At 71.9% G+C, this 26138-nt stretch carries 21 protein-coding genes and 1 pseudogene; 11 read left to right on the plus strand and 11 right to left on the minus strand.

Annotated features, from left to right (window positions below; all coding sequences use genetic code 11):
* The first annotated feature begins 17 nt into the window (after window positions 1-17).
* From BM242_RS30795 to BM242_RS28900, 4 genes and pseudogenes are all read left to right on the plus strand, one after another.
* Complete coding sequence (locus BM242_RS30795; RefSeq protein ID WP_093838672.1) at window positions 18-6977, plus strand: RHS repeat-associated core domain-containing protein; 6960 nt, start codon at window positions 18-20, stop codon at window positions 6975-6977.
* Between the two features lie 2 nt (window positions 6978-6979).
* A complete protein-coding gene (locus tag BM242_RS11535) occupies window positions 6980-7279 on the plus strand; it encodes a hypothetical protein (protein WP_093761213.1) in 300 nt (99 codons plus the stop codon).
* Window positions 7280-7430: 151 nt separating this feature from the next.
* Window positions 7431-7532, plus strand: a pseudogene (locus BM242_RS30140) (IS5/IS1182 family transposase); the annotation flags it as partial.
* Window positions 7533-7991: 459 nt separating this feature from the next.
* The gene (locus tag BM242_RS28900; RefSeq protein ID WP_139238320.1) at window positions 7992-8351 is read left to right on the plus strand and encodes a hypothetical protein; all 360 of its coding nucleotides are present in this window, start codon (window positions 7992-7994) and stop codon (window positions 8349-8351) included.
* On the opposite strand, the gene BM242_RS31150 is transcribed toward BM242_RS28900, so the two are convergent.
* A complete protein-coding gene (locus tag BM242_RS31150) occupies window positions 8348-8542 on the minus strand; it encodes a histidine phosphatase family protein (protein ID WP_175541368.1) in 195 nt (64 codons plus the stop codon). The genes BM242_RS28900 and BM242_RS31150 overlap by 4 nt on opposite strands.
* Between BM242_RS31150 and BM242_RS31155 the strand changes: the two genes are divergently transcribed.
* The gene (locus tag BM242_RS31155; protein ID WP_093838673.1) at window positions 8484-9089 is read left to right on the plus strand and encodes a DUF397 domain-containing protein; all 606 of its coding nucleotides are present in this window, start codon (window positions 8484-8486) and stop codon (window positions 9087-9089) included. The genes BM242_RS31150 and BM242_RS31155 overlap by 59 nt on opposite strands.
* Before the next feature lie 21 nt (window positions 9090-9110).
* Window positions 9111-11165, plus strand: coding sequence for a serine/threonine-protein kinase (locus tag BM242_RS28505; protein WP_107365117.1), 2055 nt, complete (start codon window positions 9111-9113; stop codon window positions 11163-11165).
* Window positions 11166-11271: 106 nt separating this feature from the next.
* On the opposite strand, the gene BM242_RS11550 is transcribed toward BM242_RS28505, so the two are convergent.
* Both BM242_RS11550 and BM242_RS11555 read right to left on the minus strand, forming a co-directional pair.
* The gene (locus BM242_RS11550; RefSeq protein WP_093838674.1) at window positions 11272-11676 is read right to left on the minus strand and encodes a type II toxin-antitoxin system VapC family toxin; all 405 of its coding nucleotides are present in this window, start codon (window positions 11674-11676) and stop codon (window positions 11272-11274) included.
* A complete protein-coding gene (locus tag BM242_RS11555) occupies window positions 11673-11903 on the minus strand; it encodes a FitA-like ribbon-helix-helix domain-containing protein (protein WP_093838675.1) in 231 nt (76 codons plus the stop codon). Before BM242_RS11555 ends, BM242_RS11550 begins: the two co-directional genes overlap by 4 nt.
* 131 nt (window positions 11904-12034) lie before the next feature.
* Between BM242_RS11555 and BM242_RS11560 the strand changes: the two genes are divergently transcribed.
* Window positions 12035-12238 carry a hypothetical protein gene (locus BM242_RS11560; RefSeq protein ID WP_093838676.1) on the plus strand — a complete coding sequence of 68 codons (204 nt, stop codon included), beginning with the start codon at window positions 12035-12037 and terminating at the stop codon, window positions 12236-12238.
* A 16-nt stretch (window positions 12239-12254) separates the two neighbouring features.
* On the opposite strand, the gene BM242_RS11565 is transcribed toward BM242_RS11560, so the two are convergent.
* The 4 genes from BM242_RS11565 to panB form a co-directional block, all read right to left on the minus strand.
* The gene (locus BM242_RS11565) at window positions 12255-14033 is read right to left on the minus strand and encodes an ABC-three component system protein (RefSeq protein WP_093838677.1); all 1779 of its coding nucleotides are present in this window, start codon (window positions 14031-14033) and stop codon (window positions 12255-12257) included.
* Window positions 14011-14277 carry an ABC-three component system middle component 6 gene (locus tag BM242_RS11570; RefSeq protein WP_093838678.1) on the minus strand — a complete coding sequence of 89 codons (267 nt, stop codon included), beginning with the start codon at window positions 14275-14277 and terminating at the stop codon, window positions 14011-14013. Before BM242_RS11570 ends, BM242_RS11565 begins: the two co-directional genes overlap by 23 nt.
* Complete coding sequence (locus tag BM242_RS11575) at window positions 14274-15314, minus strand: ABC-three component system protein (protein ID WP_139238321.1); 1041 nt, start codon at window positions 15312-15314, stop codon at window positions 14274-14276. The genes BM242_RS11570 and BM242_RS11575 overlap by 4 nt, the downstream gene beginning before the upstream one ends.
* A gap of 227 nt (window positions 15315-15541) precedes the next feature.
* Window positions 15542-16417: a 3-methyl-2-oxobutanoate hydroxymethyltransferase gene (gene panB / locus BM242_RS11580; protein ID WP_093838680.1), complete on the minus strand. Its 876-nt coding sequence runs from the start codon at window positions 16415-16417 to the stop codon at window positions 15542-15544.
* 457 nt (window positions 16418-16874) lie between these two features.
* On the opposite strand from panB, the gene BM242_RS11585 reads away from it, so the two are divergent.
* Window positions 16875-17858, plus strand: coding sequence for an endonuclease/exonuclease/phosphatase family protein (locus tag BM242_RS11585; RefSeq protein ID WP_245833999.1), 984 nt, complete (start codon window positions 16875-16877; stop codon window positions 17856-17858).
* A 24-nt stretch (window positions 17859-17882) separates the two neighbouring features.
* On the opposite strand, the gene BM242_RS11590 is transcribed toward BM242_RS11585, so the two are convergent.
* Complete coding sequence (locus tag BM242_RS11590; protein ID WP_093838682.1) at window positions 17883-19655, minus strand: NAD+ synthase; 1773 nt, start codon at window positions 19653-19655, stop codon at window positions 17883-17885.
* 165 nt (window positions 19656-19820) lie between these two features.
* Between BM242_RS11590 and BM242_RS11595 the strand changes: the two genes are divergently transcribed.
* A complete protein-coding gene (locus BM242_RS11595) occupies window positions 19821-20204 on the plus strand; it encodes a VOC family protein (protein WP_245834000.1) in 384 nt (127 codons plus the stop codon).
* Window positions 20205-20242: 38 nt separating this feature from the next.
* Here the strand turns inward: BM242_RS11595 and BM242_RS11600 are convergent, their stop codons facing one another.
* Window positions 20243-21178 carry a polysaccharide pyruvyl transferase family protein gene (locus BM242_RS11600; RefSeq protein ID WP_093838683.1) on the minus strand — a complete coding sequence of 312 codons (936 nt, stop codon included), beginning with the start codon at window positions 21176-21178 and terminating at the stop codon, window positions 20243-20245.
* 111 nt (window positions 21179-21289) lie between these two features.
* Between BM242_RS11600 and BM242_RS11605 the strand changes: the two genes are divergently transcribed.
* Together BM242_RS11605 and BM242_RS11610 are read left to right on the plus strand one after the other, a co-directional pair.
* Window positions 21290-22294 carry a glycosyltransferase family 2 protein gene (locus BM242_RS11605; protein ID WP_245834001.1) on the plus strand — a complete coding sequence of 335 codons (1005 nt, stop codon included), beginning with the start codon at window positions 21290-21292 and terminating at the stop codon, window positions 22292-22294.
* Between the two features lie 27 nt (window positions 22295-22321).
* Window positions 22322-23290, plus strand: coding sequence for a glycosyltransferase family 2 protein (locus tag BM242_RS11610; RefSeq protein ID WP_093838685.1), 969 nt, complete (start codon window positions 22322-22324; stop codon window positions 23288-23290).
* Between the two features lie 196 nt (window positions 23291-23486).
* Here BM242_RS11610 and BM242_RS11615 read toward each other — a convergent pair whose 3' ends face one another.
* Together BM242_RS11615 and rfaE2 are read right to left on the minus strand one after the other, a co-directional pair.
* A complete protein-coding gene (locus BM242_RS11615) occupies window positions 23487-24605 on the minus strand; it encodes a glycosyltransferase family 9 protein (protein WP_093838686.1) in 1119 nt (372 codons plus the stop codon).
* Entirely contained in the window at window positions 24602-26077 is a 1476-nt protein-coding gene (gene rfaE2, locus BM242_RS11620) for a D-glycero-beta-D-manno-heptose 1-phosphate adenylyltransferase (RefSeq protein ID WP_093838687.1), read from the minus strand. The genes BM242_RS11615 and rfaE2 overlap by 4 nt, the downstream gene beginning before the upstream one ends.
* Between the last annotated feature and the right edge of the window lie 61 nt (window positions 26078-26138).

Raw genomic sequence — 26138 nt, forward strand, 5'->3', positions numbered from 1 at the left:
GTCTTCTGCTGTCCCGCATGCCCCGGTATGCCGCCCGGAGCACGGTGCTCGGCGTCCTGCTGACACTGGCCTCGGGAACCGTGGCAATCCTGCCCGCCCGGGCCGACGAGGGCGGGCGTCCCGAAGTCCAGCACAGCGGCGATCCGGTGCGCGGCGAGGAGGCCGGGGCCGCGCCCGGTGCCGGCAAGGACCCGGCCGCCGAGGCCGCCGTCACCCGGCTCGCGCCGTCCGCGTGGCCGGAGGCGGGCAGCGTCGAGCTGGCGCTCGCCCCCCGCTCGTCCGACCCGCTGCTCGCGCCTCTCGCCCCGCGCCTGCCGGGCGCCGAGACCGCCGGTGATCTTCCGGTGGCCGTCGCGCCCCTGCCCGGTGCGCCCATCGCCGCGGCCCGCCGGGCCGGCAGCGGCCCGGCCCGGGTGCGCGTCACCACCCCCGGCGAGCAGGCCGCCCGGGCCTGGGGCAGCGCCGCCCTGCTGGCCGTCGACCGGGCCGACGGCTCCCGCGCCGACGCCCCCGTCGAACTGGCCGTGGACTACAGCGCCTTCGCCGAGGCGTACGGCGGCTCCTACGGTTCCCGGCTCCGTCTGGTGGAACTGCCCGCCTGTGCGCTGACCGCCGCGCCCGGCACCGAGGGCTGCGCGGCCGAGGTCGCCGAGCTGGACTCCGTCAACGACCCGGGCTCCCGCACCGTCACCGCCACCGTCACCGCCGCGGGCGACGACGGCGGGAAGCGCACCCGGACCGTCACCGCCGACGCCGACGCCGATGCCGCCGCCGTCACCGACGACGACGCCCCCGCCGCCACCTCGGGCGGCACCGTCTACGCCCTGATGGCCTCGGACTCCTCCGCCCAGGGCGACTTCACCGCCACCAGCCTCGCCCCCTCGGCAAGCTGGACGGCGGGCGGTTCCTCCGGCGGCTTCTCCTGGAGCTATCCGCTGCGCACGGTGCCGACCCCCGGCGGTCTCACCCCCAGCGTGGGCCTGAGCTACTCCTCCCAGGCCACCGACGGCCGCACCTCCGCCACCAACAACCAGGGCTCCTGGATAGGGGAGGGCTTCTCCTACGAGCCCGGCTACATCGAGCGCCGCTACAAGCCGTGCGCCGACGACGGGCACGAGAACTCGGCCGAGCAGTGCTGGGCGTTCGACAACGCCACCGTGATGCTGGCCGGCGCCGGCGGCGAACTCATCCGGGACGACACCACCGGAAAGTGGCATCTCTCCTCCGACAACGGCGCCCGCGTCGAGCACCTCACCGGCACCGTCAACGGCGACAACAACGGCGAGCACTGGAAGATCACCACCGCCGACGGCACCGAGTACTACTTCGGCCTCGGCCGCCTCCCCGGCTGGACCAGCGGCGACGAGCAGACCGCCGCCACCTGGACCGCCCCCGTCCACGGCGACGACCCCGGCGAGCCCTGCTACAGCACCACCTTCGGCAACGCCCACTGCAAGCAGGCGTGGCGCTGGAACCTGGACTACGTCAAGGACCCGCGCGGCAACGCCATGGCGTACTACTACGCCGCCGAGACCAACCACTACGCCCAGCACGGCGACACCTCCGCCGACGGCGCCGCCTACCACCGCGGCGGCTACCTCAAGCGCATCGACCACGGCCTGCGGCACGGCTCGGTCTACGACACCAAGGCCCCCGCCCGGGTCGTCTTCCACACCGCCGAGCGCTGCCTGCCGGACGCGGCATTCGACTGCGCCCCGGCCAAGTTCACCGAGGCCAACGCCGACCACTGGCCCGACGTGCCCTTCGACCGCTACTGCGCGGCGGGCGGGCCCTGCGACATCAGCCAGACCGCCCAGACCTTCTGGACCCGCAAGCGGCTGACCGGCATCACCACCCAGATGCGCAGCGGCACCGCCGACTACGCCGATGTCGACAAGTGGACCTTCACCCACCTCTTCACCGACAACGGGGACGACACCAAGACCCTGTGGCTGTCCGAGATCGACCACGAGGGCCGGGCCGGCGGCACTCTCGGCCTGCCCTCCGTCCAGCTCCAGGGCATCCACCTGGTCAACCGGGTGGACAGCCCGGACGACAACATCGACGCCTTCCACCGCTACCGCCTGGCCACCGTCCTCAGCGAGACCGGCGCCCAGCTCGACATCACCTACGCCCCCACCGAATGCACCGCCGACGCCCTGCCGCAGCCCGGCGCCTCCACCAAGCGCTGCTACCCCGTCGTCTGGACCCCGCCCGGCAGCATCGACCCCACCACCGACTGGTTCCACAAATACGTCGTCCAGGAGATCATCCAGACCGACCGCACCGGCGGCGGCGACGACATGGTCACCCGCTACGACTACCAGGGCGACGCCGGCTGGCGGCGCACCGAGCCGGACGGGATCACCGACGAGGAGTTCCTGACCTGGGGCCAGTGGCAGGGCTACGGCAGGACCACCGTCACCAGCGGCAACGGCGAGGTCACCGACACCCGCGTCGACTACACCTACCTCCAGGGCCTGCACGGCGACGCCCTGCCCGGCGGCGGCACCCGCAGCCACACCGTCACCGACTCCACCGGCACCACCCACACCGACCACGTCGAATACACCGGCTTCGAGATCGAGGCCCGCACCTGGGTCGACGGACAGGTCAGCGCCAAGTCCCTCACCACACCGTGGAAGCACACCACCGCCACCCGCACCGAGGAGTGGCGGACCTACCGCGCGACCACCACCAAACCCCGCGAGCAGCGCGGCCACACCCGCCTCGCGGACGGAAGCTGGCGCATCACCAAAAGCAGCCAGACCTACGACACCGCCACCCCCACCGCCCGGCTGATCCGCTCCGAGGACCTCGGCGACCTCGCCGTCAGCGGCGACGAGCAGTGCACCCGCCTGTGGTATGCCGACAACCCGGCACGCCACATCTTCGAGCTGCCCCGCCGCAGCGAGGCCGTCTCCGTCGACTGCTCCGCCACCCCCGACCGCGCCACCGACGTCATCGCCGACGAGCGCACCTTCTACGACGGCGGCGGATACCTCGACGCCCCCACCGCGGGCAACCCCACCACCACCCAGCGGCTCAGCGACCACGACGGCACCACGCCGACATACCAGACCACCGGCACCACCACCTACGACGGATTCGGGCGCCCGCTCACCCAGACCGACGCCTCCGGAGCCACCACCACCCGCACCTACACCCAGACCCACGGCCTGACCACCCGCACCACCTCCACCAACGACCTCGGGCACGTCACCACCACCGACTACGCCCCCGCCTGGGGCGCCGCCCTCGGCCAGACCGACCCCAACGGCAAGCGCACCGACCTCGCCTACGACGCGCTCGGCCGCCTCACCTCCGTCTGGCTCCCCGACCGCGCCACCACGCAGACCCCCAGCATCAAGTACAGCTACGACATCCGGCAGAACAAGCCGACCGTCGTCAAGACCGAGCGGATCGAGAACGACGGCTCCTACGGCGTCGAATACTCGCTGTACGACGCGATGCTGCGCCCCCGGCAGGCCCAGTCCGAGGGCCCGGACGGCACCCGGATGGTCGCCGACGTCTTCTACGACGGCAGCGGACGCCGCAAGCTCGTCAACGCCACCTACAACGCCCAGGGCCCGCCCGGCGGCGAACTGCTGCTGGTCAACAGCGGCGACGTCGGCGCCCAGACCGCGTTCGTCCACGACGGCCTCGGCCGCGTCACCGACGAGATCTTCCAGGTCTCCGGCGAGGAGCAGTGGCGCACCAGCACCGCCTACGACGGTGACCGCACCCACGTCACCCCGCCGCAGGGCGGCACCGCCACCACATCCTTCACCGACGCCCGGGGCCGGGTGACCGAGCTGCGCCACCACCGCGGCTCCGGCTACGACAGCACCCACTACACCTACACTCCGGCCGGGCAGCCGGAGACCGTCACCGACGCCGACGGCAACGTCTGGCGGCACGAGTACGACCAGCTCGGACGCAAGGTCAGGACCACCGACCCGGACGCCGGCGTCAGCACCACCGTCTACGACGCCATGGACCGCCCGGTGTTCACCACCGACGCGCGCGGCGAAACCCTGTCCACCGTCTACGACGAGCTGGGCCGCCCGGTCTCCACCTGGGAGGGCGCGCCGCTCACCGGCACCAAGCTCACCGAGACCCGCTACGACCGCACCGGCTGGCTCGGCCACGCCTGGGCAACGCTGCGCTTCACCGGCGGCGGGCAGTACATCGCCACCGTCGTGCAGTCGATGGACTCCCTCTACCGCCCGCTGAAGACCGCCTACTCCATCCCCTCCTCCGAGGGCGCGCTGGCCGGCATCTACACCTTCACCACCACCTACAACCGCGATGGCACGGTGCAGGGCCACGGCCTGCCGGCCGCCGGCGGGCTGCCCGCCGAATCCCTGGTGTACGGCTACGACGAGCTCCAGCGCCCGGTCTCCATGACCGGCTCCACCTCGTACATCACCGACACCCTCTACTCGCCCACCGGGCAGCTCCAGCAGCTGGAGATGTCCACCGGCAGCGGCAGGACCACCTGGCAGACCTTCTTCCACGAGCACGGCACCGAGCGGCTGACCCGCTCCGTCGTCGACATCGAGAACATCACCGGCCCGGCCGGGGCCAGCCACTACAGCTACGACCAGGCCGGCAACATCCTGGCCATCTCCGACCTCCCCGGCGGTTCCGGCGCCTCGCCCGACCTCCAGTGCTTCGCCTACGACAGCCGGCAGCGGCTCGCCGAGGCGTGGACCCCGGCCGCCACCGCCAACACGGCTGCCGGCTCCGGCACCGTCGGCGCCACCCTCGGCGGCGCCCTGCCGTCCGCCTGCGACGCGGCCCCGGGCACCGGCCCGCTCGGCGGCCCCAGCCCGTACTGGACCTCCTGGACCGTGGACGCCATCGGCAACCGCACCCAGGAGATCCGCCACGACACCGGCCTGAACGCCGCCGACGACATCACCCGCACCTACACCTACGGCGAGAACGGCGCCGGCCCGCACGCCGTCACCACCGTCACCGAGAACACCCCCACCGGAGACCGGCAGTACAGCTACGCCTACGACGACGCGGGCAACACCACCGCCCGCACCATCGGCGGCGACACCCAGACCCTGGACTGGGACGCGACCGGCAGGCTGACCAGGGCCACCGAGGCCGACGGCACGGAAACCAGCTACCTCTACGACGCCGCCGGCACCCGGGTGCTGCGCCGCGACGCCACCGGCACCACCCTGTACCTGCCGGGCATGGAGCTGCGCCAGGAGACCGGCTCCACCTCGGTGGAGGGCAGCCGCTACTACTCCTTCGGCGGCTCCACCGTCGCCCTGCGCACGGCCGCCGACGGCGTCCGCTTCCTCGCCTCCGACCACCAGGGCACCGCCCAGCTCGCCATCGACCCGGCAACCGGGCAGACCGTGCAGCGCCGCTTCACCCCGTACGGCGGGGAGCGCGGCACCCCGACCGGCACCTGGCCGGGCGAGAAGGGCTTCGTCGGCGGCACCCTCGACCCCTCCACCGGCCTCACCCACCTCGGGGCCCGCGAATACGACCCCGACCTGGGCAAGTTCCTCTCCGTAGACCCGCTCATCGACTACGCCTCCCCGCAGCAGATGAACGGCTACGGCTACGCCAACAACTCCCCGGTCACCCTCTCCGATCCCACCGGTCTGCTCCCCTGGGGCGGCTGCATCACCGCCCAGTGCGTCAAGGACAACGGCGGCTACAGCACCTACGACCCGGGGGTCGCGGACGCCGAGGTGAAGGAGGACTCCGCCGAGGAACAGGTCCAGCTGGCAGAGACCAACCTCGCCACCGCCAAACAAGGTGTCTCCGACGCCGTCGACGAGCTCATCGACATCGCCATGGAGGAACTGGGCATCACCGCCGCCCTGGACTGCTTCTCCACCGGCGACCTGGCGGCCTGCGGTGAGACCGCCCTGAACATCGCGGGCACCTTCCTGGGCGGCCTGGCCGGGAAGCTGCTGGCCAAGTACGGCGCCCCCTGGCAGTGGAACAAGGCCTACCAACTGGCCAAGCGCGTCTACGGCCTGGTCGACAAGCTCTGGACCTCCTGGGACAACATCGGCAAGTACACCGACGCCCTCGGCCTGGCCGAGGACGCCCTGGCCGCCGCCCGCGCCAAGGTCCGCAACGCCAAGAGCAAACGTGACCTGGACAAAGACGGCTGCCACAGCTTCCTACCGGGCACAGCCGTCCTGCTGGCCGACGGCAGCATGGTCCCGATCGAGGACGTCGAACTGGGCGACGAAGTCGTCGTCACCGACCCCGAGACGGGCGAGACCACCACCCGCGAGGTCGCCGGCACCATCGTCACCGAGGACGACAAGCACTTCGTCAACCTCACCCTCACCACCGACGACGCCTCAGCCGGCACCGCCGCCCTGATCTCCACCACCACCCACCCCTTCTGGGTCGTCTCCGAACAGCAGTGGATCGAAGCCGGGAACCTCACCCCCGGCATGACCCTCCGCACCCCCGACGGCGACACCGTCACCCTCAAGTCCACCCACTACTTCACCCAACGCCACCGCACCCACGACCTCACCATCACCGGCATCCACACGTACTATGTGCTGGCGAGTAGGACTCCGGTCCTGGTTCACAACTGCGGTAGCAGGCCCGATGGACCGGATCCCGACGGAAATATCGTCTACCGTGCGCTGGCTGAGAATGATGACCCTGCAATGGGATTGACGGCTAGGGCTCCCGGCAATGCAGGGGTCAGTCCTCTGTCGCATGTTGCCGGAAAGAAGCTGACGCCATGGATCTCGACAACCAAGAACCCCGGCATTGCATTCGATAAGTACAACCAAGGTCATGGGGTGGTTGCGATCGACCTGAGGCGCATTCCGTATAGCTACGTGGATATCTCTTCTGGTCCGTTCCTGTCGAGCAGGAGGCATAACGCCTACGCCAGGAAAGACTCAGAAGTCTTGGTCTGGCAGAATGTCCCGGCGGAAGCAATCGTCGGACACTGGCCTGGAGGGTGAACATGGATGACCTGCTGGAACTTCTAGACGAAGCATGGGATGACGAGTCTGGATTTCTCGGAAAGCTTCGGTCTGGGGAATTTGATCTCGATGCTGGCGAAGCGTACGTAGCGCTACTTTCTCGGATTCCCCCGATCGGTGAGACTGTGGAAGCGAGACTCGTACAACTCATCTGGTTCGCCCCCATGTTCATTGAGTGGCAACTGGAGCGAGCCGCCAAGAGCGAGGATGAGCTCAAGCAGCTAACTCGCATTGCGACTCAGGTGCACGAAGCAGTATCGAACGTTCTCGGGATTCCGTAATTCACTTCACTTCTTCGGGTCTGTAAGTGAATGCCAGGCAGTGAGCCCTTTCCAACCTGCCACGGGGGTTCGGTAGTTGGGCTGACAACGTGGTGAAGCCCCTGGTAGATGGGTTTTCGACCAAGAGAACCGTCTCCACCAGAGGCTTCACGTGCTTGTCCACCCGTCGGGCGTCGACGTGTCCAGCTCCGCTCTCCGCTTCCTCACGCACACGCAGCAGTTGCGGCGGCACCGCCGTGCAATCGGCTCCCGATGTGTGTAGCCCGCACAGCGGGGCGAATTGCTCGAGCATCCACAGCCCGGGTCCGCCCTCGGCCCGCTGTGCCATGGCTTCAGCGGAGAAGGACATCAGGAGGGCGGCACAGAGACCTTATGGGTCGATTGTGGCCATAACGATTGACATATCCGGTCTGCTGCCTCAGGTTTCCAGACTCGGCACCGCACGCTCGGTCCAGCGGCGCGACGACGAAGGGCACCGTCGACCTCGCGCTGCGCGAGTACGTGGGCTGCTGTCGCCGGCTGGGAAAGATGTTCGAATTCACGGAACTGATTACGAAATCTATGAAGAGTCGGAGCATGCGCTGTTTGGAGTGATTGAGGGCGCGGAGATTAGCACCGATAGAAGACCGTGGTTCAGGCCGGCAGTGGTGGTTAGTTCAACATCGGATTCCTGCCCGAGGGTCAGGTTTTTTCAGATTCGTTGGAGAGTTCCATGGAAAGAAGTCGCCTTGCGCAACTCCTCGCCGGGGCTGACGAGGTGCGGGTTCTCTCGCGAACTGCCCTCGTCGAGGGTGCTGACTACGACATCTGGCCTGAAGCGGTCGAGACTAAGCGTCTCATCTCGATCTACGAGAGGCGCGAGCGCGGAACCCGGCGTTCTGGACAACCTTCGCTTGGTTTCGGCGAAGCACTCGATGCGCTTCGCGCCTATAGTGGCGCTGGGCTTGCGATGGGTTTCATCGATGATCGGCGTGGAAGTGGATACTACTTCCAGCTTTTCCTGGATCCAGAAACCCGTTCGGTCGTCGCTTGTATTGGGGTGAAATCAGTCGGGAATCTTCAGGACTTCTAGTGCTCTGACCGGGAACGTTTGCCGCAATTGTTGAGGTGCCCATAGTCGCTTTCACGCAGGTGGTGATCCTGGTGGATCGGCACTGTGGTGCCTGCAAAGGCGATCCGCGCGGCGTCCATGGCGCGGTAGAGATTGGAGGTTAACACCAGCAACCTTGATGGCGGCAATTGCGTTGAGGTGGCCGACGGCATCGCCGGGGTGGTGCCGGTCCGGGACAGCAAGCGGCCCGCAGGGGCCGTCCTGGCCGTGCCGGCCGATGCCTGGCGGGAGTTCGTGGGGGATGGCCGTCGCTGGCCGCTGACTTCGGAGTCGGGTCTCTCCCCTGGCCGCTCCGTTGGTGTCGGCGCACCGGTGACGCCGACGCGGGCCGCTCTTGCCCTGATTGTCTGCGCGCTCCCCGTGGCCGCCGCGTGGTGTACCTCGCGCAGGCGAACTGGCTCGGCATCGTGCAGGTGCTGCCGGCGGCGGTGTCGTCGAATCCGGCGTGCTGCTCCGGGCCGCGTGGGAGCGCCCGTGCGGTCACTGATCCCGACCGTCCCGTCTCCACCCGGTCCGGTGGCCCGGCGTGCCTTTGAAACGAATGCGTCACAAGGGCTGCGTACCAGCTCCCCGGATCCGCTCGGCGGACGAAGATGGCCTGGGCCTCACCAATCCCCTATGGGTGTGGAGCAGTTGTGCCCATCCAGGGTGCTGAGACCGGCGGGCCGGTGTGGTCGGCGTGTGACACGCACAGGATGAATACAGGGGAGGGCGGGGGAGATGGAACCGCTGGGTCCGGACGATCCGCGCACGGTGGGGCAATACCGGCTGCTCGGGCGGCTGGGGGCGGGCGGCATGGGGGAGGTGTTTCTGGCGCGCTCGGACCGGGGGCGCATGGTGGCTGTCAAGTTCGTACAGCCCGAGCTGGCCCGGGTACCGGAGTTCCGGCGCCGCTTCCGGCGCGAGGTGGCCGCCGCCCGGCGGGTCGAGAGCCGGTGGACCGCCCCCGTGCTGGACGCCGATACCGAGGCCTCGATTCCCTGGATCGTCACCGGTTACATCCCCGGCCCGTCCCTGCACGAGGTGGTGACCGGTGAAAGTGGCCCGCTGCCCGCGGTCACCCTGCTGGCGCTGGCCAACGGACTCGCCCGGGCGCTGCGCGACATCCACGCCGCCGGACTGATCCACCGCGACCTCAAGCCGTCCAATGTGCTGATCACTCTAGACGGACCGCGGGTCATCGACTTCGGTATCTCCCGGGCCGCCGAGGGCACCACCACCGGTCTGACCACCACTGGCGGGGTGATCGGCACGCCAGGGTTCATGTCCCCGGAACAGTGCCGGGCCGAGTCGCTCACCCCGGCGTCGGACATCTTCGCGCTGGGATCGGTGCTCACTTTTGCCGCCACCGGCCGCACCCCCTTCGGTGAGCTGGACAGTGGGCTGCACGCGCTGCTGCTGCGCATCGTGCAGGACCAGAAGGATCTGGACGGAGTGCCGGAGCCGGTGCGCGGGCTGGTCGAGGACTGCCTGACGCCCGACCCGGCCGGCCGTCCCGACCTGCTCGACCTGCTGGAACGCACCGCCGCGTCAGCGCCCTGGGACAGCGCCGACGCGCAGGCCGGGCCGTGGCTTCCGGCGGTGCTGGTGGCCGCGCTGGGCCGGCACGCGGTGGATCTGCTGGACTCCGAGGCCCCGGAGGTGGAGCAGCCGCCGCCCGCGGGTTCCGGTCCGGGCCACACCAGGCCGGTCACCCCTCCGCCCACGGCTCCGACGGAGCCGGTCCGGGCCCCGGTTCCGCCGCCGGGCCCACCGGACGCGGCGGTGCCCACCCCGCCGCCGTATGTGCCCGCGTCCGCGCCCGCGCCGGAGCGGCGGCGCAGGCGGGCGCCCCTGCTGCTGGCGTCCGCCGCCACGGTGCTCGTCGTACTGACCGCCGGTACGGTGATCGCGCTGGCCGGGGACGGCTCGGAGGGTGGCGGCCGGACCGACCGGAGCAGCAGCCGGACCGACACCGGCACCGACAGCACGCCGACACCGACTCCCACCCCGACTCCGGAGGAGTCCGAGCCGGAGCCGGAGGAGACCGATCCCGAGGAAACGGAGCCCACGCCCACTCCGGAACCGGAACCGGAACCGGAACCGGAACCGGAGCCGGAGCCGGAGCCGGAACCCTCCGTGCTGCCCGGCTCCTTCGGGGGAACGTGGGTCGGCGGCAGTACGGTGCGCAACGACATCGTCTACCGCATGGAGGTGTACACCGGGTCGGTGGGAGACGCCATCGGGGACTACTGGGCCGTCTATCCCACGGCGATGTGCCACGCGACCATCTATCTGGAGTCCGTGGACGATGACCGGGCGACCGTAAGCCTGGACCGCATCTACGACATCCCGGCGGACAGTTGCGTCTATCCCGGAACCCAGACGCTCAAGACGCACTCCGACGGCTCGCTCACGCTCGACTGGCCGGACGCCGGCGCGGCACTGACGCGGGCCGATGACTCGGGAGTGCCCTGGGAGTTCCAGTACAACTGGTGGTATCAGGACGCCTATGGCCAGGACAACTGGCTGACGGTCAACGATGGCGAGGCCGGCGACACCGTCCTGTACTGGGAAGTCCGGTCGTATGCGGGCACCTGCACCTGGGCGCACGTGCTGATCGCGGTGGTTGGTGATGGCAGCCTGTTCTTCGGCCCGGCGGAGCAGGTGTCCGGGACCGGGTCGATGAGCTGCACCGGGGTCCCGGCCTTCACCTTCGGCCCGCCCTCGGGGAGTCAGGCAGCCCTGTACGGCTTTCCGGACGGGCGGCTGCTGGCCACCGTGATCGCCGGCTGAGGGCGCGCCGCCGGATCTCGACCTGGCTCCGGGGCTCCCATGCGGACTGCTTGTGTGCGTCCCTGGTTTCCGGATGGCCGGCCGTGTGACGGGCCGCGCTCGGGCGTCAGCCCCTGTGGTCTGTGAAGACTTCGACAGGGCACCGGGCGCGGCCGGCGCGTTCGATTCTGGCGTCGCTGGTGATCAGCGGGACGCCGAGGCCTTCGGCGAGGGCCACGTACGTCGCGTCGTACGGGGAGAGGTTGTTCCAGAGTTCGCGCACGCGCGGCATGACGGGCATGTGCTCCATTCTGCGGATGGGCAGGAGCGCGAAGGAGTCCCATGCCATATCGAGCTGTACATCGGACAGCTTTCCGCCGCGGTGGCGCCCGCGCAGTGCGGAGGCGACCTCGACGTCCAGCAGGTGCGGCGCGGCCAGGCGTTCTGCTTCGACACGTTTGCGCACGGCTTCCCCCACCGGGCCGGCGTCGGCAACGAGGTGCGCGACGGCTCCCGCGTCCACCACGATCACGAACGCTCCCGTTCGGCCTCGATGTCGGCCAGCACCTCCTGGGTGGACAGCCGTGCCGTCACCCGGTCCCTGATGCGGGCGACGACGTCCGCCATGGTCGGAGTGGCGGCCTCCTGCTCCAGCAGTGCCCGCGCGTACGCCTGGAGGGACTGCCGTTCCCGTGCGGCCCTTATTTTCAGCTCGGCGAGTGCGTCGTCGGACAGGTCGCGGACGTAGAGAGTAGCCATGCGACAAGGGTAGTCGCTCAGCCAGCAAAGTGCTGGCTGGCTTCTGGCGCCCGGTATCCGGGAGCATCGGTGGCTGGGGGAGAATGGGCGGGTCAGACCGTCCGGGAGCACAGAAGTACGGAAGTCAGCCCATGTCACAGTTCAGTCCGGCCGCCGACCGGCGGTTTGCCGTGTATGCCCTGGTCGTCTGTGTGCTTGCCGTCGCGGCGGCGGTGGTGTCGTTCGTGCAGGGGAACTGGCTCGGCATCGTATGGGTGCTGCTGGCGGGGGTGTCGTCGAATCTGGCGTGGTACTACGGCCGCCGCGCCCGCTCCCGGGCCCGCGCGGCGGGCTGACCGGCGTGGCCGGCGGTCACGCCTCGAAGCGGAAGCCGAAGAGGCCGCCTTCATCGTAGGCGTCGGTGAGTACCGGGTCGATCACATAGGGCTCGGCGCCGAAGCCCAGGTGGCGGGCCTTCGCCAGGTCGTCCTCGTTGATGGTCACGATGTACTGGATGTGCTCGGCCCGGGTGATGTCCACTGCCACCTCCAGGGCCCGGGTGAGCTGGCGGTCGTCCACACCATCGAAGATGTGGCTGTCGTGCACCAGGAAATCCGGGCCCCGGCCACCGCGGTGGGCGATCACAGACGTGGCCAGGTCGAAACAGAAGATCGCCATCTTGTTGATACCGTGGCTGACATCGCTGCTGATCTTCGGAGTGATCTTCAGGCTGTTCCGGCCCGCCTCCACCGAGAGATACGCCGGACGGTCGCTGCCGTACAGCCTGCTGGCGAGTTCGTGGAAGAGCACCGTCGCCTGGCTGATCTGGTGCTGCCGCTCCCGCAGGTCCGTGTCCAGTTCCCTGATCAGAGTGATCCGTGTGGCCTCGATCTCCCGGCTGCTCGCCTCCACGGCCTGGGCGACGTCCAGCCGGTGCTGGAGCGCTCCCAGCTTGGATTCCTCCTGAGCGAGAAGCTTCTGCAGTGCCGTGAGTCGGTCGAGTGCGCCGCCTTCGCTCAGCTCCTTGAGTACGGCGCTGAGTTCCGTGTCGAGCCGTGCCCGCTCGGCTCGTCGGGCCGCGATGCCGTGGCGGGCCGTCTCGATCTCCGCGCCGAGGTAGCTCTGCCGGTTCCGCACCACCGCTGCATGGAAGGCGCGGACCTCGTCAAATCTGCGCAGGGCCTGGTCGGGAAGGGTCAGGCCCAGTTCTTCGTACGCCTGTTGCAGGTAGCGCACTTCGGGATCAACGGCCTCGGCCACTGCCTTTTCGAGGTGTTCGAGATTGCGCCGGTCGATCACATCCTGGGTGTTGAGTTCCTGGATGCGCCGGGTGAGCTCATCGGCACGTTCCTTGAGCTGCTCGTACTGGGGAACAACCCGGAAGGCGGCGATCTCCTGCTGGAGCTCGGTGATTTTGGCCTTCCGCACGGCGATCTCGCCGCGCAGATCGGCTGTCCTGCCGATCACCTTTCCCCAGAAGGGGTCGTCCACGGCCTTCTTGAGCTGGTCCCTGGTGGCCTTCTTCGCCGTGATCTCCTGGTAGCGGGCGGCAAGCGCCGAGTCCAGCCCGAGCAGATGGGCCAGATTGGCCGTCGCGCTCGCCTCCGGCTGACGGGCGAAGCTGCGCACCGCCTCATTGAAGCCGTGGCTGCCGATGCGGCGCAGCAGAAAGGAGAGCATGGCCCGGCCGCTGACCCCGGGATGGTCACCGGTGAGGCCGAAGAGATCGCGTTCGATGAGGGTCTGCCACTCGGCAAGCGGGATCTTCTCCCCGCTGCCCGTGCCGTCCGTGCCTCCCGGTTCGCCGAACAGTCCCTGCTGGGCCTCGCGACCGGTGAGCGCGGGGCGCAGGGTCACGTACTTCGCGTCACCGCCGGACCGGCTGACCCGCAGTTCCTGTTCCAGGCCCGGCCAGTCCATCCGCAGGGAGAAGACGGTCCTGCGCAGTTCCTGGTGGGCGAGCAGGTGCTTGTTGTCGAAGCGTGCGCCCAGCAGGAAGTGGAGCAGTTCGATCATGCTCGACTTGCCGGAACCGTTCCGGCTGTCGGTGGACGTGCTGGCTGTGGTCTTCCGGGCCACGAGAAGGTTGAGGCCGGCCCGGAACCCGACCGTCTTGAACCGCTCATCGTCAGCGCTCAGCCCGCGGAGCATGGGCGGCCCCCCTGGTGAGCAGGTCGTTCTTCAGTTCCACCAGACCGAGCGCATACAGGACGTCCAGCGCCAGGACGAACCAGCCGAAGGACAGCGGAGCCGGATGGTCGTTCTCGGACCGCCACTCCTTCAGCCGGGACCATGCCTGGCTCACGGTGAGCGGACGGTCCAGTTGCATCACGATCTGCGCACCGACGGCGAGCAGCGCGCGGTCCGGAGCAATTCCCTTGGTGGGCGTGATCATGCCGGCGCCGCTCCTTCCTGCTCCGGTCGCTCCGGCCGCCACCCCGGCGGGGGGACTTCGAAGATGTCGCACTCGTCGAAGAAGTAGGCGAGGACGGCCTTGGCGGCCTCGTCCCGGTCCCACCGGGGAGCCTCCTGCCCCAGCACATAGCGTTGCATCTGCCAGAGAATTTTGTCCGTGTCGTCCCCGTACTCCTGCCTCATCCGTGCGTAGTACGCCCGGAACCCGGCCGCTGTCTCATCCCGTTCCTGCGGATCAAGCAGGCTGCGATAGTACTGCTCGACGAGATGCGCATACGGTCTCCCGGCTTGCAGCACCTCCCGCGCGTGCTCCGAGAGTTCATTGAAGTCGACCTTGTGGATCGTGGGCAGTGGGACCGGGACGGCCGAGGCACAGGCGCGCCGGCGCTTCTCGGCCAGATGCCTCAGCAAGGGCTCGATCTCGGCCAGCCCGATGCGGTAGACGACCCGCTCGACCGGGATCGTCTCACCGAGCAGCCGCTCCATCCTCACCCGGTCGAGATACATCGCCTCGTGCCAGAGCTTCTGCGGGCCCATCTGCTGGAAAACCACGCGCGGGAAGGTCCGGCCGGCGTCCATGAGGAGTCCCGAGACGACCGGATGGACACCGCCGCGCTGATCGTTGTGGACGAAGACAAAGGTGTCGAACTGCTCCGGCCGTTGGACGACGGCGCTCTCCACGTCGCCGAGGAACTTGCTGCGCACCGACGACACATCAAAGGTCTCCGGTGCGTAGCAGGCATACAGGGCACGGGTCGACGTCCGCAGGCCATCCCCTCCGAGGTCGCCGATGCTGCCGGCAGTCCGGATCGGGACGTAGTCGTCGTGACGCAGTTCCATCAGGAGGTGAAACAGCTTTTCGAACTCGCTGCCGGAGCTGTGTCCGAGACCATCAGCCTGAACTTGCTGTGCGCATACTGCACTTGATGAGGAAGCACCGGCCCCGTCCTCCGCCTTCATGCACGGCAGACGCCCCGGCGGGTGATCGGACAGCCCTCTGGGCGACTTGTCGCCCACCTTACCCTTCGTTCCGTGGCGGGATGAACACCCTCGGTGGGCGGGGTAGTCCAGGGTGCAGTGGTGCTGCGGGGTGCCCCGGGCCGGAGGGAACGGGCCGGGGCACCCCTGGTGGCGACCGCGTGGTGGGTAGCGGTCGCCCGGAGGCGGCAGCGGCGGGGCGCCGTGAAGGGGGAGCACGGCGTCGCGCGCCGGCCGGTGCCGCCTGGTCGGGCCCGCGCCGGGAGTCAGCGGAAGCTGTGCTCCGGGGCGGGATAGACGCCGGTGACCACGTCGTCGCCGAAGGCGCGGGCGGCGTCGCCGAGGGCCTCGCGCAGCCGGGCGTACTCCTTGATGAAGCGCGGCTTGCGCCCGCCGGGCCAGTCGGTCATGCCGGCCATGTCGGTCCAGACCAGCACCTGGGCGTCGCACTCGGCGCCGGCGCCGATGCCGACGGTCGGGATGTGCAGGGAGCGGGTCACCTCGGCGGCCAGTTCGGCGGTGACGAGTTCCAGGACGACGGCGAAGGCTCCCGCGTCCTGGACGGCCTTGGCGTCGCGCAGCAGCTGGTGTGCGGCCTCCTCGCCGCGGCCCTGGACGGGATGGCCGCCGAAGGCGTTGACGGACTGCGGGGTCAGGCCGACATGGGCCATCACCGGGATGCCGGCGTCCACCAGCAGCCGGATCTGGTCGGCGGAGCGTTCGCCGCCCTCCAGCTTGACCGCCCCCACCCCGGCGTCCTTCATCAGCCGGGTGGCGCTGCGCAGGGCCTGCACCGGGCCCTCCTGGTAGGAGCCGAAGGGCAGGTCGCCGACGATCATGGCCCGGCGGGTGCCGCGCACCACGGCCGCCGAGAGCATGGTGATCTGGTCCAGGGTGACCGGCACGGTGGAGTCGTAGCCCAGGGCCACGTTTCCCATGGAGTCGCCCACCAGCAGCACCGGGATGCCGGCCTCGTCGAAAACGGAGGCGGTCAGCGCGTCGTAGGCGGTGAGCATCGGCCATTTCTCGCCGCGCTCCTTGGCGCGGGCGATGTCACGTACGGTGACCCGGCGGCTGCCCTTGCCGCCGTAGAGTACGGACTGCTCCGGTGATTTCCGGGCAGCCTGATCCTGCTGCGTCATCGCAGTTCTCCTGTCGTCGTCTCGTGGCGCCTTGGCGGCGTCCCCGGAACGACTCCATGGTGGCACCGCGTACCGGAGACGGGAACCGTGGGCCGGGCGCGCAACCGCGCTGTGGGTGATGTCACACCGCCGTACCGGGCGGGTCGCTCCCGGGTACGGAGCGGACGGCGGCGGAACCCCGGGTGGCGTGCCGGTCGTCCTGTTCCGCATGGGCAGCATGGTCAGGACGCCCCGGGTCCCGGAGCAGGCCGGGACCGCGATTGTCCTGGAACGCCCAGGTTCCCCTAAGGTCCTGGGTGGCACCCGCGACAGCCAGTGAGGGTTTTTGCACATGGCACGTACCGAGAGCCCGGCGGGCGGCCCGGGCTCCGCACCTGAGCCACAGAGCGGCACGGGGGAGGCGGAACTCCGGACGGCGGCGCGTCCGGCCGGGTCTGGTGGGAAGGACGCGCCGGATGTGACGCAAGGGAAGGCAGGGGCGGGTGGCGCGCGGTCGTCGCCGCCCCGCTGGGGCGACCGCGCCGGCCGCTGGCGGCGCGGCCTGGTGCCGGCCGCCCTCGGCCTGCTGACGGCGGCGGTGATGCTCAGCCACGCGCACATCCCCAATGTGGTCGGCAACCTCGGCAGCCTCGCCGAGACCTTTCTGCCCTGGGCCGGGCTGGCCCTGCCGGTGCTGCTGGCCGCCGCGCTGTGGCGGCGCTCGTGCACCGCCCTGATCGGCGTGCTGATCCCGCTGCTGGTCTGGTCCGACCTTTTCGGCGGTCTGCTGCTGGACAAGACCTCGGACGGCGGCGACCTCACCCTGGCCTCCCACAACGTGGACGCGGAGAACCCCGATCCGGCGGCCACCGCCGCCGTACTCGCCGGCTCCGGCGCCGATGTCCTGGCCCTCCAGGAGATGCCGCAGGAGCAGGTCGCGGTGTACGAGGAGGGCCTGGCCGAGACCTATCCCCACCACGCGGTGCAGGGCACGGTCGGGCTGTGGAGCCGCTACCCGCTGGACGAGGTGCGGCCGGTGGACATCGGCCTGGGCTGGGTGCGGGCGATGCGCGCCACCGTGGCCGCGCCCGACGGCGAGCTGGCCGTCTATGTGGCGCACCTGCCCTCGGTGCGGGTGCAGCTGCGGGCCGGGTTCACCGCCGGGCGGCGGGACGACGCGGCCGATCTGCTGGGTGCGGCCATCGCCGACGAGCGGCTGGAGCGGGTGATACTCCTCGGCGACCTGAACGGCACCATGAACGACCGCGCGCTGGCGCCGGTCACCGCGCAGCTCCGCTCCACCCAGGGCGCGGCCGGGGCGGGCTTCGGCTTCACCTATCCGGCGGGCTTCCCGCTGACCCGGATCGACCACATCCTGGTGCGCGGCCTGGAACCGGCCACCTCCTGGACCCTGCCGGCCACCGGCAGCGATCATCTGCCGGTGGCCGCCCGGGTGTCGTAGCCCGGCGGAGCCGCGCCGCGCGGGTCAGCCCTCGTGCCAGCGGCTGGTCAGGGGCAGCCGGCGGTCCTTGCCGAAGACCTTGCGGGAGATCTTGGTGCCCGGCGGGTACTGCCGCCGCTTGTACTCGGCGGCGTCGACCAGGCGCAGCACCCGCCGCACCAGCTCCTCGTCGAAGCCGGCGGCCACGATCTCGTCCCGGCCGTGGTCGAGGTCGACATAGCGTTCCAGGATGCCGTCCAGTACCGGGTAGTCGGGCAGCGAGTCGGTGTCGAGCTGGCCGGGGCGCAGTTCGGCGGAGGGCGGCTTGCTGATCGAGTTCTCCGGGATGGGCGGGGTCTCGCCGTGTGCGGCGGCGTGCGCGTTGCGCCAGCGCGCCAGCCGGAAGACCGCCGACTTGTAGACGTCCTTGATCGGGCCGTAGGCGCCGACCGAGTCGCCGTAGAGGGTGGAGTAGCCGACCGCCAGCTCGCTCTTGTTGCCGGGGGCCAGCACGATCTGGCCCTCCTGGTTGGAGATGGCCATCAGCAGGGTGCCGCGCAGCCGGGACTGGAGATTCTCCTCGGCCAGGCCGGTGAGCTCGGTGGCCGCCAGATAGGCGTCGAACATCGGGTCGATGGGCACGGTGCGCAAGTGCAGGCCGGTGCGGCGGGCCAGTTCGGCGGCGTCGTCCCTGGAGTGCTGGGAGGAGTAGCGGGACGGCATGGAGACGCCGTGGACGTTCTCCGGGCCGAGGGCGTCGCAGGCGATGGCGGCGGTGAGGGCGGAGTCGATGCCGCCGGACAGGCCGATCAGCACGGTGCGGAAGTGGTTCTTGCGCACATAGGCCCGCACGCCGGTGACCAGCGCCCGGTACATCTCCTCCTCGTCGCCCAGGCGCGCGGCCCGGCCGCCCGGGTACTGCACCGGGTAGCGCGGCAGCGGCTCGGCGGACAGGGTGCGGTGCACGATGGTCAGGCGCCCGTCCTCGCCGGCGCCGTCCGCGCCGACCGTGCCGGCCGGCGGCTCGGGCGCGGCGGCCGGGAGGTCCATGTCCAGCAGCAGGCACTCCTCGGCGAACTGCGGGCCGCGCGCCACCACCGTGCCCTGGGCGTCGACGACGATCGAGTCGCCGTCGAAGACCAGCTCGTCCTGGCCGCCGGTGAGGGCGAGGTAGGCGAGGGCGCAGCCGGCCTCCTCGGCGCGCTTGCGCACCAGGTCCAGGCGGGTGTCGTCCTTGTTGACCTCGTAGGGGGAGGCGTTGACCACCAGCAGCAGGCCGGCGCCGGCGGCCCGGGCGGCGGGCACCCGGCCGCCGTCCTGCCACAGGTCCTCGCAGATGGCCAGGGCCACGTCCACGCCGTGGACGCGGATCACGGGCAGGGTGTCCCCGGGGACGAAGTAGCGGAACTCGTCGAAGACGCCGTAGTTGGGCAGATGGTGCTTGGCGAAGGTGAGGACCACCTCGCCGTGCTGGAGGACGGCGGCGGCGTTCTGCGGGGAGCCGGCCGGCTGGCCGTAGCGGGGGAGCCGCTCCTGGCTGCGGTCCAGGTAGCCGACCACCACCGGGGTGGCGCCCAGGCCCTCGCGGTCCAGGCGGGCGGCGAGGTCGTGCAGGGCGGCGCGGCCGGCCTCCACGAAGGACGGGCGCAGCGCCAGGTCCTCGACGGGGTAGCCGGTCAGCATCATCTCCGGGAAGGCGACCAGGTGGGCGCCGCGCTCGGCGGCGTGCCGGGTCCAGCGGAGGACGGCGTCGGCATTGCCGGCGAGGTCTCCGACGCAGGAGTCGATCTGGTTCAGGGCGAGACGCAACTGGGGCACGTCTCCGAGTCTAGAGGGCTAATCGTCCAACTGACGTTATGAGCCTGCTCACGCCGCGTTCCCGGATTCCCCCGCGGTGCGCGGTGACGGCTTGTCCGAAATCGAGCGGTAAGGATGCTTTTATCTGGTTGTTCACGTTCCAGGGAGAGGGCGAAGGAGAGAGTCATGCTGAAGACCCCTGTGATCTCCGTCTGTCTCGGGGTGCGCGACACCCAGGCGTCGGTCGGCTTCTTCAAGAAGCTGGGCTTCACCGCGCTGCCGGGCGGCGGCGATCCGGACGACGACCTGCGCACGCTGCTGTTCGACGGCGAGTTCGCGTTCACCGTCTACCGGGACGAGCACCTGCGCCGCTGGATGCCGCCGCTGCGCGACACCCCGGTCGGCACGTTCGCCACCTTCTCGCTGGCGGTGGACGACTTCGACGCCTATGTGGCGAGCATCCGCCCCTTTGTGGAGGTGGCCCGCGAGCACGAGTACGAGCAGCAGAAGCTGTTCTACTTCTTCGACCCGGACGGCCACGTCTTCGGTGTCATCCAGAAACGCCCCTGACGGGGACTTGAGCACGGGCACGGGCGGGGGCACCGCGTTCAGCGGCCGAGGGCCGGGGCGGCGTGGCGCAGCGCGCCGAGCAGCTGGTCGGCCGGGTCCGAGCCCGCGGACAGCAGCCGCCCGCGGCGCAGCGCGGCCTGCCGCCCGCGCCGCAGACACCAGGACCACCAGGCGTCCAGCCGGCCGAAGTCGAGCCGCTCGGCCGGGATCAGCGCGGGCCAGCGGCAGGCGTCCGCCTGGGCACTGACCTTGGCGCCGCCCCGCACCGGATCGACGGCGATGGGCGGCACTCCGGCGCGCAGCGCCAGCACCATGCCGTGCAGCCGGTCGGTGATCACCGCGTTGGTCCGCTCCAGCAGGGACAGCAGTTCCTCCGGGGTGCCGGCCAGCAGCCCGTCGCGGGCGTCGAGCCTGGTGTCCAGCACCACGGGGGCGCAGCGGGTGCGGGCCAGCCACCCGGAGACCGTGCGCGCCACCTGGTCGTGCAGGCGGGCGGTGCCGTACTCGCCCTGGCCGCGGGTGAGGATCACCCCGGTGACCGGGACCGAACCGGCGGTCGGCGCCCGCACCGCGAGGTCGCGGGTGGCCGGGATGTGCCGGCCGTCGCGGGCCAGCACCCGGTGGAAGCCGGTGACGGCGGGGTCCTCGGGGTCGATCACGGAGGTGCCGACGGCGATCCGCAGGCAGTGCGGGAAGCGTTCGTGCAGCCCGGCGATCCGCGGACCGTGCAGCGGACCGCAGACGAACACCAGGGAGGCGTACCGCTCGGGCCGCGTCTCGTCCAGCGACAGGCCGTCCGGCCGGAAACGAGGACTCCAGGCCACGTCGTAACGGACCCCGGCCCGGTCCAGCACCTGCTGGACACGGCGCAGGGCCAGCACGTCGCCGGCCGTGGCCTCGCCGTGCAGAAAGCTGAACCAGCCGGTGAGCAGCACTCTGCCGGGCTGCCGGGCGGCGGTCTCCTGGAACGTCACCGGGCGCGGGTAACCGACCCCCCGTCCGCCCAAACCGTGCGGCGCCGGGGCCGTCGTTTCGGGGCGGCGGCCCGGGGCACTCGCGGGCGCGACATGACTGGCATGACTGGCATGAGTGAGCCGAGCGTGAACACGTCCGCGCCGGACCGGGGCCCGGGAGTGGTGATCGCCACCCGCGACCGTGCCGAGAAGCTGGCCGGGACGCTGCGGCGGCTGACCGCGCTGCCCGAGCGGCCCCGCATCGTGGTGGTGGACAACGCCTCCTCCGACGGGACCCGCGCCATGGTGACCCGGCGCTTCCCGCAGGTGCAGCTCGTCCCGCTGCACACCAACCGCGGCGCCCTGGCCCGCAACGACGGAGTCCGCGCCGTCGGCACCGAGTATGTCGCCTTCAGCGACGACGACTCCTGGTGGGAGCCGGGCGCCCTGGCCGCCGCCGGCGAGCTGCTGGTCCGTCAGCCGCGGATCGGCCTGCTGGCCGCCCGCACCCTGGTCGGCCCCGACGGAGCGGCCGCCGAGGACCCGCTCAACGCCGTGCTGGCCGCCTCCCCGCTGCGCCCGCCGCCCGGCCCCGGCCCCGGACCCGGACCCGGTCCCGACCGCGGCGCTGCGGGCGTCGGCGCCGGCGGGCTGCCGGGGCCGCCGGTGCTGGGGTTCCTGGGCTGCGCGGCCGTGGTCCGCCGGGAGGCGTTCCTGGCCGTCGGCGGCTATCACCCGGTGCTGTTCTTCGGCGCCGAGGAGACCCTGCTGGCATACGACCTGACCGCGGCCGGCTGGCTCTGCTGCTACGCGCCCGCGGTCACCGCCCGGCACCGGCCGGCCGACGTGCCGCGCCCGCACCGGAAGGCCCTGACCCGGCGCAACGCCACCCTGACCGCCTGGCTGCGGCGCCCGCTGCCGGTCGCGCTGCGCCGCACCGGTGAGCTGGCCCTGGCCGCCCCCGGCGATCCGGTGGCGCGGCGGGCGCTGGGCGGGCTGCTGCCCCGGCTGCCCGCGGCGCTGTGCCACCGCCGCCGGCTGCCGCCGGCGGTCGAGGCCGACGTGCGCCGTCTCGAACAGCGGCGGCCCGAGGCCCCGCCCGAGGGCCGCCGGACATCCGTCGGTGCCGGCCCGTGACGGGGCGGCGGAGGGGAGCAGCGGTCCATGGCCCAGCGGGAGCGGGAACAGCGGGAGCGGCGGGAACAGCGGGAGCGGGCGGCGGCGGAGCCGGACGGCCGGGTCTCGGTGGCGGTGATCACCCACAACCGGCGGGACGAACTGCTGCACACCCTGGACCGGCTGGCCGCGCTGCCGGAACGCCCGCGCGTCGTGGTCACCGACAACGCCTCCGCCGACGGCACCGCGGAAGCCGTCGCCCGGCTGCATCCGGAGGTCACCCTGCTCCGTCCCGGCGCCAATCTCGGCGCCGTCGGACGCAATCTGGCCGCCCGCCGGGTCACCACCCCCTATCTGGCGTTCTGCGACGACGACACCTGGTGGGAGCCCGGCTCGCTGCGCGCCGCCGCCGATCTGCTGGACGCCCACCCCGGCGTGGCCGCCGTCACCGCCCGGATCGTGGTGGAGCCGGCCGGCACCGAGGACCCCATCGTCGAGGAACTGCGCCACTCGCCCGTGCCGGGCCCGCCGCCCGGCGGGCCCGCCCTGCCCGGACCGCCGCTCGGCTCCTTTCTGGCCGCGGCGACCGTGCTGCGCACCGACGCCTTCCGCCGGGCCGGCGGCTTCTCGCCCCGGCTCTGGCTCGGCGGCGAGGAGGAGCTGCTGGCCGCCGATCTGATGACGGACGGCTGGTGGCTGGCGTTCGCGCCGGAGCTGACGATCCATCACGCAGCCTCGGCCGCCCGGGACGCCACCCGGCGGCGCACCGACGGCATCCGCAACACCCTGTGGTTCACCTGGCTGCGCCGCCCGGTGCGACCGGCGCTGCGCCGCACCGTGCGGCTGCTGCGCACCGTGCCCCGGGACCGCGCCAGTGCGCGGGCGGTGGGCGCGGCGCTGGCCGGAGCGCCGTGGCTGGTGCGGGAGCGCCGGGTGGTGCCACCCGCGGTCGAGGGCCGGCTGCGGGCCCTGGAGGACGCCCAGCGCCGCTCCACCGCCCGCCGCTACATCGGCTGACGCGCCGCCGCCGCCACCGCCACCGGCCTCCTGCCCCCGCCGGTGCGGCGCGGGACCCCGGGCCCGGGAAGGCGAAGGGGGGAAGGGGGAAGTGGGAAGCGGAAAGAGGCGCCGGAACCCGCGCGCGTGCGGGCGGCGGCGGGGAGAGCACCGGGCCGGGCGGTGCGGGGGACCGGGGAGGAGAACGCGGGCGCGGTCAGGCCCGGGCCCGTTCCGGCCGGTCGGCGCCGAGCGTGACGCCGAGCCCGGCCAGGGCCGTCAGGACATCGTCGGGGGTGATGCGCAGCAGCCGCGGGTCGGGCCGGCGGCCGTGCGCGTCTCCCGGCCGTACCAGGTCCCGCTCGTCCGGACCGGGACGGAACAGCACCCGGTGCCGCGGCCCCGGCGGCGGGCCCCAGACACGCGGCGAGACCGGGCCGAAAAGCACCACGGAGGGGGCGCCCAGCGCGGTCGCCAGATGGGCCGGTCCGGTGTCGCCGGCCACCAGCGCACGGGCACCGGCCAGCAGGCCGCACAACTCGCCGAACGGCAGGTCCCGGTCACCGCCCAGCACCTGCCCGGCGGGCAGGCCGGCGGCGTCGGCCACGGCCCGGGCGAGCGCCGCCTCGCCCCGGCCCGCGGTCACCGCCACCCGGTGGCCCGCGGCCCGCAGTGCCCGCCCGACGGCCGCGAAGCGGTCGGCGGGCCAGCGCCGGGCCGCGGCGTCCGCGCCCGGATGCAGCACCACGGCACCCGGTGCGGGGGAGGCCGCCGGGGCGGTGATCCGGAGGTCGTCGGGGTCGGCCGCGGGGATGCCGTGCGCAGCGAGCAGCCGGCACCAGCGGGCGCGTTCCGGCTCGTCCTCCCGCCAGGGCGGGGCGCCGGGCAGGGCATAGCCGAGCAGCCGCGCGGGGGCGAGGGCGCGCAGCGGTGCCAGGCTCGCCGGGCCGTTGCCGTGCAGGTCCACGGCGAGTTCCGGCGGCGGGCCGGTCCAGGGCACCCGGTCCGGCACCTCCCGGTCCGCCGCGGTGGTGGGCAGCAGCCCGTCCACCACGCCGGTGGCGGCGGCGGCCTCGGCGAGGCGGGCCGGGGCGGCCAGCAGCAGCCGGCGGCCGGGACAGGCCCGCCGCAGCGCGCGCAGCGCGGGCACCCCGGTCAGCAGATCGCCCAGCCCCAGCGCCCGCAGCACCACGACCGCCGCCCGCTCCTCCCCGGCCGAGCCCCCGGCCGCCCCCCGCGCACCGGTCGGCAGGACCGCGCCGCCCGTGGCACCGGCCGCGGAGGCCGTGGCGGGCTGTCCGGCGGGCGCGGGCGCGGGCCCGGGACGGGCGGTCATCGGGGGAGGGCGGCCGAGGCCGAGGAGGAGTCCGGGCCGCCCGCGGCGCGCCGGGCGATCGCCGTCGTGGAGCGGCCGGCCAGATACGGCAGGACCAGCGCCTGCCCGCCCCACTCCCGCAGCGCAGCCGCCTCCGGCAGCCCGCTGACGCTGTAGTCGCCGCCCTTCACCCACAGATCCGGGCGGATCCGCCGCAGCAGCGTCTCCGGGGTGTCCTCGTCGAAGACCGCCACGGCGTCCACGCACGCCAGGCCGGTGAGCACCCTGATCCGGTCGGCGAGCGGGTTCAGCGGGCGGCCCGGCCCCTTGAGCCGCCGCACCGAGGCGTCCGAGTTCAGGCAGACGATCAGGCAGTCACCGGTGCGGCGGGCATTCTGCAGCAACTGCACATGGCCCGCGTGCAGCAGGTCGAAGCAGCCGCCGGTGGCGACCACGGTGCCGCCGCGGGCCTGCACCGACTCCACCACGGCCAGCACCTCGGCCAGCCGCCGCGGCACCCGGCCGCGCGCCCCGCCGGTGCGGCCCCGGCCGGCCGGGGGCCGCTGCCGCGGGCGCCAGGTGTCCGGGTTTCCCGCGCCGCCCGCCGCGACGAACGCGCTGGCCGCCTCCACCGCCCGCAGCACCGCCTCCTCCGGCAGTCCGCCGTCGGCCAGCGCCACGGCCGCGGTGATCGCGAAGCAGTCCCCGGCGCCGCACGGATCACCCGCGGTGTGGCGGGTCACCGGTACATACAGGGGGTCGTCGCAGCGGGCCCGCGTCAGCAGGGCGCCGCGCGCCCCCAGGGTGACGCCGACCGAGGCCACCCCCCAGCGTTCGGCCAGCCGCGCGCCGCGCAGGCCGTGGGCGCGCAGCGAGTCCGAGCCGGCCAGTCCCTGCCCCGGCGCCGGGTCCGGGACAAAGGTGCGGGCCTCGCGGTCGTTGGGGGTGACCAGCCGGGCGCCGGCCACCGGGGCCTCGCCCCGCGGATGCGGGTCCCAGACGAGCGGCAGATGACGTGCCGCCTCGGACAGTTCCTCGCGCAGCGCCGAGGCGGTGGCCCGGCCGTAGTCGGCGACCAGGACCGCCCGGGCCTCGCGCAGCACCTCGCGGGCCTCGTCGCCCGGCGTGCCGGGCCGGCCGTCGCCGCGGTCCACACGCACCAGCGGCCGGCCGTCCACACACACCCTGGTCTTGACCGGGAGGGTGCCGCGCAGGGGAATCTCGACGAGCCGGACCCCGGGCGGCATCACGGCGCGGACCGTCTCGCTGGCCTGGTCGTCGCCCAGGGCGGTGACCAGCACCACCTCGCGGCCGTCCCGGACGGCCAGGGCGGCCAGGGCGGCGGCCAGGCCGGCCCCGCCGGGGCGGGCGCGCTCCTCGGCCACGTCCACCACCGGGACCGGGGCGTCCGGCGCCAGGCGGGAGGTGTCGCCGTGCACGTCCTGGTCGAGAAGGGTGTCGCCGACGACGACGATCGGCTGCTGGCTGGTCATGGGTACGCACTCCTTGCGTCGTCCGTCCGGGCGGGCGGAGCCGCGCGGCAGGGCTCGGGCG

Source organism: Streptomyces aidingensis (genome assembly GCF_900112355.1).
In the GTDB taxonomy this organism is placed as follows: Bacteria; Actinomycetota; Actinomycetes; order Streptomycetales; family Streptomycetaceae; genus Streptomyces; species Streptomyces aidingensis.